Here is a 19034-nt window from a genome sequence, read left to right on the forward strand (position 1 = left end):
TAATAACATTCTTAAATAATTTAATTATTTTGGCACGGTATTTTCTATTATAGTAAATGTATACGAAATGAAAACAAAAGTTCTTTTAGTTATCAGTGCAATTTTGTGGTCCATAAATGGCTTCTCTCAAACACGTGGTGTGAGAATAGCATATATTGATATGGAGTACATTTTAGAAAATGTAGAAGAGTATAGAGAGGCAAACGAGCAATTGGATAGTAAAGTTCAGAAATGGAAGCTTGAAATAGAACAAGAAAAAAGTGCTGTTGATCAAATGAAAAAGGATTTGATGGCGGAAAAAGTTTTATTAACGGCAGAACTTATTGAAGAGCGCGAAGAAGAAATTAGCCTTCTTGAAAAGGAAATGTTCGATTACCAACAAGATAGATTTGGGCCAGGAGGAGATTTGTTTTTGTCAAAGCAGCGTTTAATACAGCCCATACAAGACCAGGTTTTTACGGAAGTACAGAAAATTGGTCAGAGTAAGAACTATGATATGATTTTTGATAAATCTGCAGATGTGGTTATGTTATATGCAGAGAAAAGATTAGATATTAGTGATTTGGTTTTGAAAGCTATCTCTAGAACACGTAAAGTTAGTGCTGCAAGAGAGAAGATCAATCAGCGCGATTTAGAGCCAGTAGAAAGAGAAATGACTGATGCTTATAAGGAAAGGCTAGAACAATCTAAAGATGCAGAGGAAACAAGAGAGAAACTTGCAACGGACAAGCGAGAAGAGCAGTTGAAATTACGTGAAGACCGTAAAAAAGCGTATGAAGCTAGACGCAAAAAGTTGCTAGAAGAACGTGAGGCAAAGAAAAAAGCGACTCAAGAAGAAGAAAAAGAAAATAATTAAAAATTTTAAACTCAAAAAGCTCCCAGGCGGGAATAAACCATTAATTTAACACTCAAAACAAGTAATTTGAAAATCATGAAACATTTAAAAGGAATAGTAGTAGCAGTAGTATTATTTGTAGGAGCTACAAGTTTTGTTAACGCGCAAAATAAAATGGCTCATATTAACGTAACAGAACTTATGTCTGCAATGCCAGAGATGAAATCTGCTGAAGCTGAACTTAAAAAGTTAGAGCAAACGTATGGTGCAGATATTCAAAGTTCAATGACTTCTTTACAAGGGAAATTTAAGCAGTACGAGAGTGAAGCTCCTAGTAAGTCAGATGAAGAAAATCAGAAAAGAACTGTAGAGCTACAAGAAGCTCAAAAAAATATTCAAAGTGCTCAACAAAAAGCGAGTCAAGAATTACAAACTAAGCAAGTTGCTTTGTTAGGCCCTATTTCTGATAAAGCTAAAGCAGCTATCGAGAAAGTAGCAGCTGCTCAAGGTGTAAACTATGTTTTAGATTCTTCTCAAGGTAGCGGTGTAATCGTAGCTAAAGGAACAGATTTATTACCATTAGTGAAAAAGGAATTAGGATTCTAATTCAATCTTGTATAAATTTAAAAGCCCACTTTATGTGGGCTTTTTTTATTTAAAATTATACATGTTTTTTTTTGAACGTGGTTTTTAATGTAACTTTAAACTATAATTATTCTTTGTTAGTCTTATGAATTTACAACCTATAGGTATTTTTGATTCTGGTGTTGGAGGAACGTCTATTTGGAAAGAAATACATAAATTATTACCTAATGAGGATACTATTTATTTAGCAGATAGTAAGAATGCACCTTATGGTGAAAAATCTGCTGATGAGATTTTAAACCTGAGCATAAAAAACACCGAATTTCTATTAAATCTAGGATGTAAAATTATCGTGATAGCTTGTAATACAGCTACGACAAACGCAATAGCTTACCTTAGAAAAACCTATGATATTCCGTTTATAGGGATTGAGCCTGCTATTAAACCAGCGGCACTTAATTCAAAATCTAAAACTATTGGGGTGTTGGCCACCAAAGGTACTTTGACCAGTGCCCTTTTTAATACAACATCAAAAAATTATTCAGAAGGTATTACTGTTATTGATCAAGATGGTGAAGGCTTAGTTCCGTTAATAGAGTCCGGTAAGGTTAATGGTGTTGAGGTAAGAAATCTTTTACTTAAATACTTAAACCCAATGATACACCAAGGAATAGATTATCTAGTTTTAGGCTGTACACATTACCCTTATTTAATTCCAGTAATTCAAGAAATAGTATCAGACAAGGTTACGATAATAGATTCTGGAGAAGCGGTTGCAAAACACACTAAAAGTATTCTAGAGAAATTTAAGCTTTCTGCAAGTGATCAGCTATCAAAGCATCAGTTTTATAGCAATAAGAATGCTGATGAGTTAAAATATTTTTTAACAGATTATGAGGTTTCTGTAGATTTTTTAGATTTTTAACTGATAGGTTAAATAGGTAAAAGCATACTTATGCTTGTCATCTTTTGGGTGATGCTCTTCTTTTATTAATTCCCATTTATTTTCATCAAATTCAGGAAAAAAAGCATCTGCTTCAAAATTTCCGTGGACTCTAGTGAGTTCTATACATGTTGCTTTTTCAAGACCTAAAGCATATATTTCACCTCCGCCAATAATAAATACTGCGTTGTTTAGTTGATTGCCTACAATAAGGGCTTCTTCTAAAGAATGTACCACCTTGCAATTTTCAAAGACAGTCTTGTAATTTTTGTCTCTAGTGATAATGATATGCGTTCTATTGGGTAGTGGTTTAGGAAAGCTTTCAAAGGTCTTTCTTCCCATGACTATGGGATAACCGGTAGTTAGCGCTTTAAAGCGCTTAAAGTCGTCAGGGAGATGCCAAAGCAGGTCATTATCCTTGCCCAGTGCATTGTTATCAGCTGCAGCTGCTATTAGAGTAACTGTTTTCAATCTTCTTTTTTTTTATTTATTTGAGAAATAGGGAATTCTGTTTCTATTTCTTTTTGAAGCGCTGCTATGCGTGTTTTTTGTTTTTTAACCAACTTCTCTCTCTGACTACGTTCCCAGGCTAGACCCATAAATTTTTGGGTAACAAATACATTTATAAGGTGCATTACAAATAGAAACGACCAGAACGTTATCACCCAAATAAACCAGTCATAGGCTTCGCCATATTTGAGTATTTTATTAATTAAAACTAAAAAGACACTACCTACTAAAAAAATGATGAAATGGGCATAAAGGCGCTTCTTTTGCTTAATACGTATTTGAGCATGTTCTAATAACTCATGCTGCTCTAAATTTATATCCGATTCTTTTTTAGCTTTTAAAAACATCTCAATTAGTATCTTTACTAACAAAGATAGTATAATCCTATTTTAACATATCATCATGCAAAAGATAATTAAAGAGTTTCCAATTTTAGATCAAACCATCTATGCAAATACAGCAGCCTACGGAATTATGTATGACGGCCTTTTAGATTGGCGTCAAGAACATGATTTAGATTATTTAATTGGAGGTAGTGATTTTAAACTTAAGGCGGCAAAGTTAATAACACAGGTGAGAGCCACTGTAGGGGCTTTTTTTAATTGTAAAAATGAGAATGTAGCCTTGGTTCAGAACTTTTCATTAGGAATGAATATGCTGTTAGAGGGCTTAGATGCTTCAAATAAGGTATTGTTATTAGATGATGATTACCCTTCTCTAAAATGGCCGTTTATGAGCCGTGGTTTTGATGTGCACTATGTAGCTATACTTCAAGGAAATTTAGAAGAAAACATTGTAGAAAAAATCAAATCAGAGAAAATTACCATTTTGGCAATTAGTATTGTACAATGGGTAAATGGGATTAAGATCGATTTGGATTTTCTTGCTAAACTTAAAGCGGAATTTCCAGAATTATTAATTATAGCCGATGGAACTCAGTTCTGTGGTACAGAAGATTTTGATTTTGATAATTCGGCAATAGATGTTTTAGGGGCTAGTGGTTATAAGTGGTTGCTTGCGGGCAGTGGTAACGGTTTCATGCTTTTTAAGGAAGAGATTAAGAATCGCTTTACGTTGAAAACCGCCGGTTTTAATTCTGCTAATGGTGTCGTTGATGGATTTGATACGATTAAATTTGTCAAACATTTTGAGCCAGGCCATTTAGATACCTTAAGTTTTGGTAGCTTAAAATGTTCTCTTGATTTTTTATCGGGTATTGGGATGAAGGTTATTGGTGACGCAAATGCCGCTTTGAGTGCTTATGCTTTTCAAGAGTTCTCGAAATTAGAAGTACTGGAAGCTACCGTCTTGGCAAGAGATAAGCATAGTACCATTTTTAATATTACGGGAAATCAAAAAATGTTTGATGCGCTCCTTAATAATGATATTATGTGTTCACAGCGTGGAGAGGGTATTAGACTAAGTTTTCATTTCTATAATACGATTAAAAATGTTGCTAAAGTTATAAATGTCATAAAAAAAACGAAGTAAAGACTTTGTAAATACAAAAAATTCTTACATTTAATTGAGAATTCTGATTTTTTGTAAATGTAAATTTACTAATTTGATAAATCGATGTTAACTAATTGTTTATCAATTATATATTGATTTGATTTGTACTGAATTTAAACGACAACGCTATGGCTATCACAAAACAGTATTTAAAAAGTAAGCCGGTATGTAAAGTGACTTTTACAGTGCCAGCAGAAGAAGCTTCTAAAGTTTATGTAGTAGGAGATTTCAATAATTGGAATCCTAAAAAAGGAACTTTAAGGAAATTAAAGAATGGTACTTTTAAAGGCACTATGGACTTACCTAAGGAGGCATCTTATGAATTTAGATACCTTATAGATGATACTTATGTTAATGAAGCTGAGGCAGATCGTTATCAATGGAATGAATTTGCAGGCACAGAGAATGCAGTTTTAGAGTTATAATTATCATATTAAATTTCATAAAAAAAAGCCGAAACAATTTGTTTCGGCTTTTTTGTGTTTTATTGAAGTCTAAATGTTATTGGGAGAGAGAAGGGGACCTTAACAGGTTTTCCGTCTTCTTCTCCTGGCTCCATTTGAGGTAGTTTAGCGATAATTCTTCTTGCTTCTAATTCCAATACAGGATGAGATCCTCTGGTTTTTATAGCTGTTATATTGCCTTCTTTATCTATCATAAATATAACGTTCACTCTTCCTTGTATTCCCTTTTCTTGTGCAAATTCTGGATAGCGAAAGTTCTTCATGATGTGTTTCATCATTTTTCCTTGAAAGCACTGTTTTCGCTGCTGCTCACTTTCTATTTCACATCCGGGAAATACAGGTACTTTGTCTATGATGTTAAATTCAATAACTTCTGAATTTTCATTTTTCTTGGTTTTAGGTTTTTCAAATCTAGTTTTAATATCAATAATTTTAAATAGTGTCTTTTCTTCGGGAGTAATTTTTAGCTCTAAAATAAAAGTGGTGTTACCTTTAATATTATCTTCTGTAGAAGGTGTCATTTTTGGTAATTGCGCTATGGAACCATCTAGTGGCTCTCTGATTATTTCGTCATCAGAATCATAGAAATCAACCTTGTGTATTTCACCAATAGAATCTACTTTAAAACTAAAATAAACAGATCGTCCGTTGGTATTTGTTTCTGTCTTTTCTTCTTGGTAGTCAAATGAAGCCTCAAAGTTTGTGATCAAAATTTTTCTAAAGCATTCTTCTGCAGCACTACTTGTCGTCGTGTTACAATCTTTAAAAGTTGCAAAATTGTTTTCTAGAAATGGGTTGTAATTTGTGGTTTGTGATAGCGCATTACAAGAGATAAGTACTATGGCTATGCGTATTAAAATGGTTTTCATATTAAAGCTTAAAGGTCAATACAATGAATTTTTACGAACAAAGAATGCTGTTTTAGAGTTGTAATTATCTTATTTGATTTTTTAAAAAAGCCGATACAATTTGTTTTGGCTTTTCTTATTGTAATTTAAATGAGATTGGAATTGTAAAAGCGATAGTTGTTGGTTGGCCATTTAATGTTCCAGGCCTAAATGTTGGTAGCTTAGAAATAATTGATTGAGCTTCTTCAAGTAAACTTGCAGGTCCTTTTGCTCTCATTTTTTCTACCTTACCTTCTTCATTAATTTTAAAATTCACATAAACAACACCTTGTACACCAATTTCTTGCGCTATTTCAGGGTATCTAAAGTGTTTTCGGATATGATTGACTATTTGTGATTGAAAATTTCGTTGATCAGTTTGCTGATCTGTGTATACCTGACCTTCAAATAAGGGTATTCTTGTAATTTCTCCACCTTTATAAATTTCATTTTCGGGAGTGCTAATTGATGTGAATTTATGATTTACTTCTTGGGTGAAATAAAAGTTAAATGAGTGTGAAGAAATATATTTATCTGTTTTTCTATTTTCTACTTTGAATGCAGGGATTTTTGTAATTGACTTTTTAAGTGAATCTCCAATTTTCCGTTTAATAATAGAATCATTGGCAAAAGTACTTATGTTAGCTTCAATAATTTCACCTAGCTTGTTTGTATTAAAATTTACATAAATATTCAAGGTGTCTTTATAGCTTTTGGTAGATTTTTCTATGTTATTTAATGCTAATTCCACTTTCTTTAAAAGAATAGATTCTAAGCATTGATTGGTGTCTTTAGATTTTTTACAGTTTTCATGTATTAATTGTTCTACAGGGAAAAAAGTTATTGCGGTATCTTCCTGACTATAAAGTTGTATAGTACCAGAAATGAGCGCTAATAAGTATATTAAAATGGTTTTCATATTAAAGTTTAAAGGTCAATGGAATGGAGTATAGCGTTCTAACAATTTCACCGCCATGTTGTCCGGGTTCTAGCATATTAGGGATTAACGCTGTAATTCTTTTAGCCTCATTTTCCAATAACTCGTGAGGCCCTCTAACAGTTATGTTGGTTATTTTTCCTGTTCCATCAATTATGAATCTAGAAAAAACTCTCCCTTGTATGTTATTTTTTTTAGCTTCCTCTGGGTAGATAAAATTTGCGCTAATATGGTCGAAAATTTTTTGTTGAAAACAGTCTTTTTTATCTTCAGAGGAATCATTCTCACAACCTGGGAATAGTGGTGCGATATCTAAAACAGAAAATGGAATTTCTGTCATTTCTTCAACGTCTTCAACCTCTCTAATTTCAATTTCTTCAATAATTGTTTCTTGTTGTGCTGTTGCTACATTTTGGAACGCTAGGAATAACAGCGCGAGTACATATATTTTTTTCATGGTATGGTTATATAGCAACCACGCCTTTTATGTGTGGATGCGGATTATAGTCTACTAAGGTAAAGTCTTCAAATTTAAAATCAAAAATATTCTTCACTTCTGGGTTTAAAACCATTTTAGGTAATGGTCTAGGATCTCTGCTTAACTGAAGTTCTACTTGGTCCATATGGTTGTTATAGATGTGAGCATCACCAAAAGTATGTATAAAATCTCCTGCTTCGTAGCCACAAGCTTGCGCCATCATCATAGTAAACAAAGCATAAGATGCAATGTTAAAAGGTACGCCTAAAAAAATATCTGCACTGCGTTGGTATAATTGACACGATAATTTACCATCTGCAACATAGAATTGGAAGAAAGCATGACAAGGCGGTAAAGCAGCTTTTCCGTTGGCAACGTTTTCAGAGAAAGATTTAGAGGTGTCTGGCAACACACTAGGGTTCCATGCAGAAATTAGCATTCTTCTGCTGTTAGGGTTATTCTTTAAAGTCTCTACTGCGTCTTTTATTTGATCTATTTCTTCGCTATTCCAATTACGCCACTGATGACCATAAACAGGACCTAAATCTCCATTTTCATCTGCCCAATCATTCCAGATGCGCACCCCGTTTTCTTTTAGGTAATCAATATTTGTATCTCCTTTTAAAAACCAAAGTAATTCATAGATAATGGACTTCAAATGTAATTTTTTGGTCGTAACCATCGGAAACCCTTTGCTTAAATCAAAGCGCATTTGATATCCAAAAACACTTTTAGTTCCCGTACCCGTACGATCGCCTTTTTGGTTTCCTGTTTCTAATACATGCTGTAATAAATCGTGATATTGTTTCATAATTTTGAAGTAGCTTGTGTTAATGGTATGTGAGTGTAATAGAGAGCAAAAATAAGAAATCAAAATGTATTGAAGTTCTCTTTTTAGTCTCAAAGGCTGGTAAATACATAAAGTACAGCCTTACTAATTGGTGTAGTTAACTACTACCCAAGTATCATTCCTGCAATGGTAGCAGAAAGTAATGAAGCTAAAGAGCCACCTAGTACAGCTTTTAAACCAAATTCAGATAATGTCTTACGTTGTCCTGGCGCTAAAGATCCAATACCTCCAATTTGAATTCCAATAGAAGCAAAATTTGCAAATCCGCAAAGCATATAAGTAGCCATAATTACAGATTTGTTATAGGTGAAATGAATACCATTAGCAGCATCTTTTAAATCTGCTAATTGTATATACCCTATAAATTCACTGGCTGCTAACTTTATGCCTAACAATTGCCCCATAAGCATAACGTCTTCTTTTCCAATACCAATAAGCCACATAAGTGGTGCAAAAATGGTTCCTAATATAGATTCAAGAGATAGTTTTCCGTATGAAGAGTTTTCTGCTATCCATCCATTTAAATGGGTAAAATCTCCAATCTCACTAAAAACAGAGTTGATCATAGCAATAAATGCTACGAATACTAAAAGCATAGCGCCAACATTTACGGCTAATTTTAACCCTTCAGTAGTACCGTTCGCAATAGCGTCTAAAAAGTTAGATCCTATTTTTTCTGTGGATACATGAACGTCTGTATTAATTGGTTCTGTTTGTGGGTATAATATTTTTGATATAACAATAGCTCCAGGAGCGGCCATTACAGATGCTGCTAAAAGGTGTTTTGCGAATTGCAATCTAAGAATTTCGTCATCTCCTCCTAGAAAACCTATGTATGCTGCTAAAACTGCACCAGCAACAGTTGCCATACCGCCTATCATTACTAATAGAATTTCAGACTTATTCATTTTTTCTAAATACGCTTTTATCAAAAGCGGAGCTTCTGTTTGGCCTAAAAAGATATTACCAGCTACACTTAAGCTTTCTGCTCCAGAAATTCCTAATGTTTTAGTGAGTAACCAGGCTAAAACTTTTACTATTTTTTGGATTATTCCTAAATAAAATAGAACAGAGGTTAAAGCAGAAAAGAATATAATGGTAGGAAGTACTTGGAATGCAAATATGAACCCAAAAGTATCCATATCTACCACTAAGCCTTCAAATAAAAACTTACTACCTGCAGTGGTAAATTCTAAAACTTTTACAAAAAGTTTACCGATTTTGTCAAATATGTATTGAATAAAAGGCACTTTTAAAACACCTATAGCTATGATTAATTGTAAGCCTAAACCAACAAATACTGTTCTCCAATTAATAGCTTTTCTGTTAGCACTGAATAAAAAAGACACTAAAATTAAAGAAAACATTCCTAAAATTCCTCTTAGAAAGCTATTAAGCGTAAAACCTTCATTTGGAAGTATTTTGGGTGAAACAAGTTCAAAAGAAGAAAGATCATTTACAGTGCTTGTATCCGCAGAAGATGTAATTGTGTCTAACGGTATAACGTCTTGAGCAAAAACAGGGAGGGCTAGTACAACGAAGATTAGCGTTAACCAAAGGCTTTTTTTCATCAAAATAAAATTAAAATAAAGTAATTATTGGCGTTTGGAAATTTCATCCCTTAATTTGGCAGCTTTCTCGTAATTTTCACTGGTCACTGCAGTGTCTAATTCTTTGTAAAGCTCCTCTATGGAAAGCTCAGAATAGCCGTCAGAGGCAGATCCTGTAATTTCTACAGTCTCTCCTTCTTGTAAAATTTCATTCACCATAATACTATCGTCAGCCGTTTCATTTTCTTTGTCTTTATTTGAAAATTTCAAGAAAATTCCTGCTTTATCTAGAATGGTTTTATAGGTAAAAATCGGAGCATTGAAACGAAGCGCTAAAGCAATAGCATCACTAGTCCTTGCATCAATAATTTCTTCGATTTTGTCGCGTTCACAGATAATACTAGAATAGAAAACTCCATCTACAAGTTTGTGGATAATCACTTGTTTAACCACAATATCAAACCGATCAGCAAAATTCTTAAAAAGATCGTGCGTTAATGGTCTTGGAGGCTTTATTTCTTTTTCTAAGGCAATAGCTATAGACTGGGCTTCAAAAGCGCCAATTACTATAGGTAGCTTTCTGTCACCTTCAACTTCATTCAATATTAGAGCATACGCGCCATTTTGCGTCTGACTATATGATATCCCTTTTATTTTTAATCTAACTAAGCTCATAAATATATGTAAAACACTAAGGGCTGTTTAAATAAAAGGCTGGACCTATGTACTTAAACAGCCCTTTTAAGAGGCACAATTTAACAAAAATTAAGCGTTTTGAGCTTTAAATTCTTTTAATTTTTCGATTAACTGAGGAACGACTTCAAAAGCATCGCCTACAATGCCATAATCTGCTGCCTTAAAAAATGGTGCTTCTGGATCAGAATTGATGACTACTTTTACTTTTGAAGAACTTACTCCTGCTAAATGCTGAATTGCACCAGAGATACCAATTGCAATATATAAGTTACTCGCTACAGGTTTGCCTGTTTGACCAACGTGTTCTCCGTGAGGCCTCCATCCTAAATCTGATACAGGCTTAGAGCATGCTGTTGCCGCACCAAGTACATCTGCTAACTCTTCTATCATTCCCCAGTTCTCAGGGCCTTTCATTCCTCTACCTGCTGATACAACAATATCTGCATCTGCAATAGTAGCTTTACCAACTACTTTATCTATTTCTACAGATTTTGTAGAGAAATCTGCATCACTAACAGTGGCATCAAAATTTTCTACTGTCGCTGTTGTGTTATTTTCGTGTAAGCCAAAAGAGTTATTAGAAACACCTACTATTTTAATTTCAGTGCTTATTTCAGAAAAAGCAAAACCTTTATTACTAAAGGCGGTTCTTTTAACAGTGAATGGTGCAGTACTTTCTGGAGCTGCAACAACATTTGGTACATAACCTGCTTTTAAATGGCCTGCTAATAAAGGCGCTAAGAATTTGGTGTCTGTACTAGAACTTAATATCATAACTTTAGCGCCTTCTTTTTCTGCTGCTTGGCGAATGCTACTGGCGAAAGCCTTAGCATTAAAGGTGGTTAATTTATCATTGCTAATGTTTAGCACTTTAGAAATACCATAGTTTCCTAGGCTTTCATTGTCGTTGGCATTGAAAGAAACAGCTGTGGCTGTAGTTCCCATTTGTTTTGCTACTTCGGCAGCATAAGAAGCAACCTCAAAAGCATTTTTCTTAAACTTTCCGTTTTCAGATTCTGTATAGACTAATACTGACATAATAATTATATTTTTTTATTCCCAATTCAGGGAGACTAGTTAAGACTTGATAAAAAGTTTCGATTAAATTACTTTTGCTTCGTTATGCAATAAGGTAATTAATTCGTCAACAGAAGAAGCTAATTTTACGGCTCCTTTTGCTGCAGGCTTCGTAAATTTAGTGTCTTTAGTAGCATTTATTCCGTCAACAGGCTCTATAACGGTTAATTTTTTCTGACGCGCCATCATGATGCCTCTCATGTTCGGGATTCTTAAATCACTTTCTTCAACAAGTCCTTTTTGACCTCCTATTATTAAAGGTAGGCTGGTTGCTATTTTTTCTTTTCCTCCGTCAATTTCACGAAATGCAGTAGCGTTTGTTCCATCAACATCTAAACTAATACATGTATTTACAAAGTTCATATCTAAAAGACTAGCCATGATTCCTGGAACCATACCTCCGTTGTAATCAATAGATTCTCTTCCTGCAATGACTAAATCATATGCACCTTCTTTCACGATGTTTGCAAGTTGTTGCGCTACGAAAAAACCATCTGTAGGTACTGCATTTACCCGTATTGCTTCGTCAGCACCTATAGCAAGAGCTTTTCTCATTGTAGCTTCAACAGTGGCGTCACCAACAGAAGCTATATGCACCGTAGCACTTTGTTTTTCTTTAAACCACATGGCTCTGGTTAATCCAAATTCATCATTAGGATTAATTACAAATTGAACACCATTCGTGTCAAATTTTGTATCGTTATCCGTAAAGTTTATTTTAGACGTAGTGTCAGGAACGTTACTTATACAAACTAATATTTTCATTATTTATGGAGTTTTATGTTTCTAAAGACTGCTAAGATAACCAATATTTTTCAAATTTACTATGCGTGCATAGTAAATTTTATAACTTTTTTTGCGAATTTCACCGTTTATTATGACAGATAATTTCCTATTTTTGCTATCCTTTTGGGAATAGAATATAAAGAAACGCCGTTTTAATGAAAACAATACAATTTAGAGAAGCTATTTGTGAGGCAATGTCCGAAGAAATGAGAAGAGATGAATCTATCTATTTGATGGGTGAAGAAGTTGCTGAGTATAACGGCGCTTATAAAGCCTCAAAAGGAATGCTTGATGAATTTGGAGCAGACCGAGTGATAGATACTCCTATTTCCGAACTTGGTTTTGCAGGTATCGGAGTTGGTTCTGCTATGAATGGTAACAGGCCTATCATAGAATTTATGACTTTTAATTTCGCATTAGTAGGAATTGATCAGATTATAAATAATGCAGCAAAGATTCGTCAAATGTCTGGTGGGCAATTTAATTGTCCTATTGTTTTTAGAGGTCCTACAGGTTCTGCAGGTCAATTAGGAGCAACACACTCACAGGCTTTTGAAAGTTGGTTTGCAAACTGCCCTGGTTTAAAAGTTGTGGTTCCTTCTAATCCAGCTGACGCTAAAGGGTTACTAAAAGCAGCAATACGTGACAATGATCCAGTTATTTTTATGGAATCGGAACAAATGTATGGCGATAAAGCTGAGGTGCCTGAAGGAGAATATTTAATTCCATTAGGTGTTGCAGATATTAAAAGGGAAGGTACAGATGTTACTATTATCTCTTTTGGTAAAATTATCAAAGAAGCTTATAAAGCTGCGGATGAGTTGCAAAAAGAAGGTATTAGTTGTGAGATTATTGACTTACGGACTGTTAAGCCTTTAGATTATGAAGCAATTCTTAAATCTGTAAAGAAAACAAATAGAGTTGTAATTCTTGAAGAAGCATGGCCTTATGGTAATGTTGCTTCAGAAATTATCTACCATATTCAATCCAACGCATTTGACTTTTTGGATGCTCCAATTGAAAAAATTAATACAGCTGATACTCCAGCACCTTATTCTCCAGTTTTATTAGCAGAATGGTTGCCAAACTATACAGATGTAATTAAATCAGTAAAGAAAGTATTGTATAAATAAAATACATTTTGTAAGATTGAAGTAGCTTTACTGACTAACCTGGTCGGTAAAGCTTTTTTGGTTTTTTTTAGTGTACCATAATGTAATTGTAGCACCCCATCCTTTAATGAAAAAATTACTTCTATTTTTCTTCTCGCTATATTCATTTGCACTTCTAGCTCAAACAAAAGTTAGTGGTGTTGTAATAGATGAAGCAGGCATTCCTGTTGCTTTCGCAAATATAATATTTAAAGGATCTTCCGAAGGAACAATCACCAACGATGATGGTGTTTTTTATATGGAATCTGATAATACTTACGAAACGCTTCAAGTGTCTTTCGTTGGGTATGAAACCAAGGATATATTTTTAGATAAGAAAGTAAACTACGAAATGAAAGTGGTCCTTGCCGAAGGCGGCGAGCAACTAAAAGAGGTCGTAGTTTATTTTGGAAAACAATCAAAGAAAAATAATCCTGCAATTGATATCCTTCGTAAAATATGGGAACGCAAACGCAGTAATGGAGTAAAACATTACAAGCAATATAACTATGATAAATACGAAAAAGTAGAGTTCGATTTAAATACGATTGATAGTGCGCTTATTAAAAGTAAAATTTTTAAAGGCTTAGAGTTTGTTTTTCAGGATCTGGATACCTCAAGAATAACAGGAAAAACGTATTTGCCTATCTTTTTAAATGAAACCTTTTCTAAGGTATATGGCGATAATTTAAAAGGGGAAGAAAAAGAAGAACTTTTAGGAACTAAAAATTCTGGTTTTAGTAACAATCAAGCATTAACTGCATTTGTAGAAGATTTGTATTCTGATTATGACATCTATAATAATTATTTAAAATTTTTTGATAAAAGTTTTACGAGCCCATTATCTAAAACGGGTATAGATGTGTACAATTACGTATTGGCAGATAGTAGTTTTATAGATAACAAATGGTGCTATAATATCATATATTATCCAAGAAGGAAGAATGAGCTGACTTTTAAAGGAAACTTTTGGGTGAATGATTCTACTTATGCCATCAAAAAAATAAATTTAGAAGTCACTAAAAGCGCGAATATAAACTGGGTTAAAGAGATTTATATAGAGCAAGATTTTGAAGTGGTTAATGATTCTGTTTTTCTTTTGAAGAGAGATTACATGTTGAGTGATTTTAGTTTAAATAAAAAAGAAGAATCTAAAGGCGTATACGGAAAACGTACTACGGTTTATAATAATTATGTTTTTGATGAATATAAAGATCCAAAGTTTTATAAAAACCTGTCCAATCAATTTAATTCAGGAATTGTAGAACAGGACTCCATCTTTTGGAAAAATAATAGATTAGAAGCGCTTAATAAAGACGAGTCTGGTGTTTATAAGTTATTAGATACGCTTAGAACAGTGCCTAAATTTAAGAGCATTTATAATATAGCAAGTATATTGGGCTCAGGGTATGTTGAGATTGATAAATGGAATTTAGATTTAGGTAATATTTACAGTGTTTTTGGTTATAATGAAGCGGAAGGTATTAGAACAAGACTAGGAGCACGTACCTATTTTGGGCAAAATGATCCTTGGCGAATTGAGGCGTATACTGCGTATGGCTTTGATGATCATAAATTTAAACATGGCATATCTGGTAAGTTCTTGTTGGATAAAAAATCAAGATTAATTGTATCTGGAGGGAATAGGCGTGATATAGAGCAATTAGGATTAAGTTTAACTGCAACTACAGATGTTTTAGGAAGAAGCGTAGCTTCATCTTCATTGGTTTCTGTAGGTTCTAATGATCGTTTAACAAATATAAATTTATCTACTTTTCAAATAGAAGCCGAGCCGCTGAATAATCTTGTTTTTAAGGTAGGTGGTTCTTTGCGTAGTCTAAGTTCTGCATTACCAGACGCATTTAGTTTAGATTATCTTGATCCAGAATCCCCAACAGGAATTTCTTCGGAGTTAAAGCAGTTTGATTTTAATACCACGCTAATTTATACCCCAGGAAAAAGAACTATAGGTTATGGGGTAGAACGCAGAAATATCAATGATAATTATAGTACCTTATTTTTGTCTTATACAAAAGGGGTGAAAGATTTTCTGGAAAGCGATTTTGACTATGAGAAAATTCAATTTTCTTATACACAACCATGGCAAATTGGAGGGTTTGGTAGGTTGTTAAGTACTGTGGAGTTGGGCAAAACCTTTGGGGAAGTTCCTTTAGGCTTATTAAATGTTATTCCAGGGAATCAAACTTTGTTTTCTATTTATGGTACTTTTCCTAACCTTGATTTTTATGAGTTTGTAACAGATACCTATGCTTCAGTGCACTTAGAACAAAATTTTAACGGCCGTATATTTTCTAGAATTCCAATAATAAAAAAATGGAACTTGAGAGAAATTATAGGATTAAGAGGTGTTTGGGGAGATCTTTCTGATGAGAATATCTTGATAAATAGTCCTACCAATATTCCGTTGCAAGCCCCTAATAGTAAAATGTACTGGGAATATTCTTTCGGCGTAGGTAATATATTTAAGATTCTAAGAATTGATTTTAACTTTAGAGGAAATTATTTAGAAAGTCCAGAAGCTAGGCCTTTTAGTGTAACAGGATCATTTGGATTTAATTTTTAAGCTAAAACTAAAAATTTACTATACCGTTTTCGTAAAAATATACTTAAGGTTACAGGCTAAAACCTTAGATATTTCATTCAATAATCAGGGTAAAATAAATTATTCAAGTATCTTTGTCTACAAATCACAGTATTATTATGAGCGAACAATTAGAAATAACTTTCGATGTTCTAATCGAAATTCCAAAAGGAAGTAGAAATAAATACGAATACGACTTTACATTACACAAAATAAGATTTGATAGAATGCTTTTTTCGTCAATGATGTATCCTGGTGATTATGGATTTATTCCAGAAACACTTGCTTTAGATAGTGACCCGCTAGACGTATTAGTATTAGGTCATGAGCCAACATACCCAATGGTGGTTATGGAAGTTAGGCCTATTGGAGTTTTTCATATGACCGATGAGAAAGGACCAGATGAAAAAATCATTTGTGTGCCAGTTTCTGATCCTATCTGGGGAAATAATCGTGACATCAGTGACCTTAATCCACATAGACTAAAAGAAATCGAGCACTTTTTTAGAGTATATAAAGATCTAGAAAAGAAAAAAGTAGATGTTGGTGGTTGGGGAGACGCAAAAGAAGCCATTGAAATTTATGAACAATGTGTACAACGTTATGATGAAAGTGATCATAAAAAGAAACGCACTTTTACGATATAATATTCAACTTTTTAGTAAATTTAAAAAAGTCATGCCATTAAAAAGCATGACTTTTTTTGTTATGTTTAAAATTTATGCGTTTTTTTGAGAAATAATTAATAGTTAACGGACTACTTTATGAAATCAATGATTATTTACATGCCGATTGCGATGGCACTATTAGGTTTGTTTTATATGCTAGTGAAAAAATCATGGGTATTAAAACAAGACGCTGGAGATGGGAAAATGAAAGAAATTTCAGATCATATTTACGAAGGTGCACTTGCATTTTTAAATGCAGAGTACAAACTTTTGGCAATTTTTGTATTAATTGTTAGTGTGTTGCTTTCTATTGTTTCTTTTATAGTGCCAACCACACATTGGTTAATTGTAATTGCATTTATATTCGGAGCTATATTTTCTGCATTTGCAGGGAACATAGGGATGAAAATTGCAACTAAAACTAATGTAAGAACAACGCAAGCTGCAAGAACGAGTTTGCCAAATGCTTTGAAAATTTCATTTGGTGGCGGTACCGTTATGGGGCTTGGTGTTGCTGGTTTAGCGGTATTGGGTTTAACAACTTTCTTTATAGGATTCTTTCATTTTTTTATGGGAGGTGTTTGGACGAATACAATGGATATGACTATTGTACTTGAAACGTTAGCTGGGTTTTCTTTAGGAGCAGAGTCTATCGCATTATTTGCTCGTGTTGGTGGAGGTATTTATACTAAAGCAGCAGATGTAGGAGCAGATTTAGTAGGTAAGGTTGAAGCAGGAATACCTGAAGATGATCCTCGTAACCCTGCAACAATAGCAGATAACGTAGGAGATAATGTTGGTGATGTAGCTGGTATGGGGGCAGATTTGTTTGGTTCGTATGTCGCAACCGTATTAGCAGCGATGGTGTTAGGTAATTATGTGATAAAGGATATGGGTGGAGCAATTGATGATGGCTTTGGTGGTATCGGACCAATATTATTGCCAATGTCTATAGCCGGTGTGGGTATTATTATTTCTATAATAGGAACCATGCTTGTAAAAATTAAAAATGATGATGCAAAGGAGGCACAAGTTATGGGTGCTTTAAATATAGGTAATTGGACTTCCATAGTTTTGGTTGCAGTTTCTTGTTTCGGTTTAGTTACTTGGATGTTGCCAGAAACCATGAAAATGGAATTTTTTGGAGAAGGTTTACAAGAAATTTCCTCAATGCGTGTATTCTATGCAACCTTGGTAGGTTTAATCGTAGGGGCCGTAATATCATCGGTAACTGAATATTATACGGGCTTAGGTAAAAAACCAATCTTAAAAATTGTACAACAATCAAGTACTGGAGCAGGAACTAATATAATTGCAGGTTTGGCAACAGGAATGATTTCTACATTTCCTTCAGTGTTACTTTTTGCAGCTGCAATTTGGGCATCTTATGCTTTTGCAGGTTTTTACGGGGTGTCATTAGCAGCTTCTGCGATGATGGCTACTACAGCAATGCAGCTAGCAATAGACGCTTTTGGTCCTATCTCTGATAATGCTGGTGGTATTGCAGAAATGAGTGAACAAGAACCAATTGTTAGAGAACGTACAGATATTTTAGATTCCGTAGGGAATACTACAGCAGCAACAGGGAAAGGTTTTGCAATCGCTTCTGCGGCATTAACATCATTAGCGCTTTTTGCAGCCTATGTTACATTTACAGGAATAGACGGAATTAATATCTTTAAAGCACCAGTTTTAGCCATGTTATTTGTTGGAGGAATGGTGCCTGTGGTTTTTTCTGCTTTAGCAATGAATGCGGTAGGTAAAGCTGCTATGGAAATGGTAGAAGAAGTACGTAGACAGTTTAGGGAAATACCAGGTATTATGGAAGGTACAGGAAAACCAGAATATGATAAATGTGTAGCTATTTCTACGAAAGCTTCTTTAAAAGAAATGATGTTGCCAGGAGTATTGACAATAGGTTTTCCTTTAGCAATAGCGTTTGTTCCAATGATTTTTGGAATGAATAATTTAGCAATAGCAGAAATGTTAGGTGGTTATATGGCTGGAGTTACCGTTTCGGGGGTGCTTTGGGCAATATTCCAAAATAATGCAGGTGGTGCATGGGATAATGCAAAAAAATCTTTTGAAGCAGGTGTAGAGATTAATGGAGAAATGACATTTAAGGGGAGTGAGGCTCATAAAGCAGCTGTCACTGGAGATACTGTTGGTGATCCTTTTAAAGATACCTCTGGGCCTTCTATGAATATACTAATTAAACTTACGTGTTTGATTGGTTTAGTGATTGCTCCAATATTAGGTGGGCATGCCCAAAAGGAGGTTTCAGAAATTCAGAAAGAGGTGAAAATAGAACGCAATTCTGATGCTGCAAATTTAGCAAAAGCTACTGTTGCTTATACAACCATAGTAAATGATGTGCTTAAAAATGAAGAAAAAAATTAGAAGGGACGTCTCAAGAAGTTAAAGCGCAATTAGAAGCTTTAGAAAATACTAGCGTTAAATCTAGTGATCCAGAAATAGAAGTTAAGATTGATAAAGTCGATAA

19 protein-coding genes are annotated in these 19034 nt (G+C 33.9%); 9 read left to right on the plus strand and 10 right to left on the minus strand.

What is annotated here, in order from left to right:
* Positions 1–67: 67 nt before the first annotated feature.
* The 3 genes from CELAL_RS10615 to murI all read left to right on the plus strand — a co-directional run bounded on the left by CELAL_RS10615 (position 68) and on the right by murI (position 2345).
* A complete protein-coding gene (locus CELAL_RS10615) occupies positions 68–856 on the plus strand; it encodes an OmpH family outer membrane protein (protein ID WP_013550908.1) in 789 nt (262 codons plus the stop codon).
* Between the two features lie 75 nt (positions 857–931).
* Positions 932–1441: an OmpH family outer membrane protein gene (locus CELAL_RS10620; protein ID WP_013550909.1), complete on the plus strand. Its 510-nt coding sequence runs from the start codon at positions 932–934 to the stop codon at positions 1439–1441.
* 124 nt (positions 1442–1565) lie between these two features.
* A complete protein-coding gene (gene murI / locus CELAL_RS10625; protein WP_013550910.1) occupies positions 1566–2345 on the plus strand; it encodes a glutamate racemase in 780 nt (259 codons plus the stop codon).
* Here the strand turns inward: murI and CELAL_RS10630 are convergent.
* Together CELAL_RS10630 and CELAL_RS10635 are read right to left on the minus strand one after the other, a co-directional pair.
* On the minus strand, positions 2334–2834 hold the full coding sequence (locus CELAL_RS10630) for a dihydrofolate reductase (protein WP_013550911.1): 501 nt from the start codon (positions 2832–2834) through the stop codon (positions 2334–2336). The genes murI and CELAL_RS10630 overlap by 12 nt on opposite strands.
* Positions 2831–3220, minus strand: coding sequence for a 2TM domain-containing protein (locus CELAL_RS10635; protein WP_013550912.1), 390 nt, complete (start codon positions 3218–3220; stop codon positions 2831–2833). The genes CELAL_RS10630 and CELAL_RS10635 overlap by 4 nt, the downstream gene beginning before the upstream one ends.
* A gap of 55 nt (positions 3221–3275) precedes the next feature.
* Between CELAL_RS10635 and CELAL_RS10640 the strand changes: the two genes are divergently transcribed.
* Both CELAL_RS10640 and CELAL_RS10645 read left to right on the plus strand, forming a co-directional pair.
* A complete protein-coding gene (locus tag CELAL_RS10640; RefSeq protein ID WP_013550913.1) occupies positions 3276–4364 on the plus strand; it encodes an aminotransferase class V-fold PLP-dependent enzyme in 1089 nt (362 codons plus the stop codon).
* Positions 4365–4513: 149 nt separating this feature from the next.
* Positions 4514–4810 carry an isoamylase early set domain-containing protein gene (locus CELAL_RS10645; RefSeq protein ID WP_013550914.1) on the plus strand — a complete coding sequence of 99 codons (297 nt, stop codon included), beginning with the start codon at positions 4514–4516 and terminating at the stop codon, positions 4808–4810.
* Between the two features lie 59 nt (positions 4811–4869).
* Here the strand turns inward: CELAL_RS10645 and CELAL_RS22600 are convergent, their stop codons facing one another.
* The 8 genes from CELAL_RS22600 to CELAL_RS10685 form a co-directional block, all read right to left on the minus strand.
* Positions 4870–5718: an energy transducer TonB gene (locus CELAL_RS22600; protein WP_013550915.1), complete on the minus strand. Its 849-nt coding sequence runs from the start codon at positions 5716–5718 to the stop codon at positions 4870–4872.
* Between the two features lie 115 nt (positions 5719–5833).
* Entirely contained in the window at positions 5834–6655 is an 822-nt protein-coding gene (locus CELAL_RS21510; protein ID WP_013550916.1) for an energy transducer TonB, read from the minus strand.
* A gap of 1 nt (position 6656) precedes the next feature.
* The gene (locus CELAL_RS10660) at positions 6657–7130 is read right to left on the minus strand and encodes an energy transducer TonB (RefSeq protein ID WP_148229670.1); all 474 of its coding nucleotides are present in this window, start codon (positions 7128–7130) and stop codon (positions 6657–6659) included.
* 7 nt (positions 7131–7137) lie between these two features.
* Complete coding sequence (locus CELAL_RS10665; protein ID WP_013550918.1) at positions 7138–7962, minus strand: thymidylate synthase; 825 nt, start codon at positions 7960–7962, stop codon at positions 7138–7140.
* Positions 7963–8105: 143 nt separating this feature from the next.
* Entirely contained in the window at positions 8106–9572 is a 1467-nt protein-coding gene (locus CELAL_RS10670) for a NupC/NupG family nucleoside CNT transporter (protein ID WP_013550919.1), read from the minus strand.
* A gap of 24 nt (positions 9573–9596) precedes the next feature.
* Positions 9597–10226: a bifunctional nuclease family protein gene (locus CELAL_RS10675; RefSeq protein ID WP_013550920.1), complete on the minus strand. Its 630-nt coding sequence runs from the start codon at positions 10224–10226 to the stop codon at positions 9597–9599.
* A 90-nt stretch (positions 10227–10316) separates the two neighbouring features.
* Positions 10317–11285 (minus strand): electron transfer flavoprotein subunit alpha/FixB family protein, encoded by a 969-nt coding sequence (locus tag CELAL_RS10680; RefSeq protein WP_013550921.1) that lies wholly within the window; start codon positions 11283–11285, stop codon positions 10317–10319.
* Between the two features lie 63 nt (positions 11286–11348).
* A complete protein-coding gene (locus tag CELAL_RS10685) occupies positions 11349–12089 on the minus strand; it encodes an electron transfer flavoprotein subunit beta/FixA family protein (protein WP_013550922.1) in 741 nt (246 codons plus the stop codon).
* 176 nt (positions 12090–12265) lie between these two features.
* Here CELAL_RS10685 and CELAL_RS10690 point away from each other — a divergent pair, with 176 nt between their 5' ends.
* The 4 genes from CELAL_RS10690 to CELAL_RS10710 all read left to right on the plus strand — a co-directional run bounded on the left by CELAL_RS10690 (position 12266) and on the right by CELAL_RS10710 (position 18931).
* Complete coding sequence (locus tag CELAL_RS10690; RefSeq protein ID WP_013550923.1) at positions 12266–13243, plus strand: pyruvate dehydrogenase complex E1 component subunit beta; 978 nt, start codon at positions 12266–12268, stop codon at positions 13241–13243.
* 106 nt (positions 13244–13349) lie between these two features.
* A complete protein-coding gene (locus CELAL_RS10700) occupies positions 13350–15845 on the plus strand; it encodes a DUF5686 family protein (RefSeq protein WP_013550924.1) in 2496 nt (831 codons plus the stop codon).
* 137 nt (positions 15846–15982) lie between these two features.
* A complete protein-coding gene (locus CELAL_RS10705; protein ID WP_041557695.1) occupies positions 15983–16510 on the plus strand; it encodes an inorganic diphosphatase in 528 nt (175 codons plus the stop codon).
* Between the two features lie 117 nt (positions 16511–16627).
* A complete protein-coding gene (locus CELAL_RS10710) occupies positions 16628–18931 on the plus strand; it encodes a sodium-translocating pyrophosphatase (RefSeq protein WP_013550926.1) in 2304 nt (767 codons plus the stop codon).
* The last annotated feature ends 103 nt before the right edge of the window (positions 18932–19034 follow it).

It is taken from the genome of Cellulophaga algicola DSM 14237, assembly GCF_000186265.1.
In the GTDB taxonomy this organism is placed as follows: Bacteria; Bacteroidota; Bacteroidia; order Flavobacteriales; family Flavobacteriaceae; genus Cellulophaga; species Cellulophaga algicola.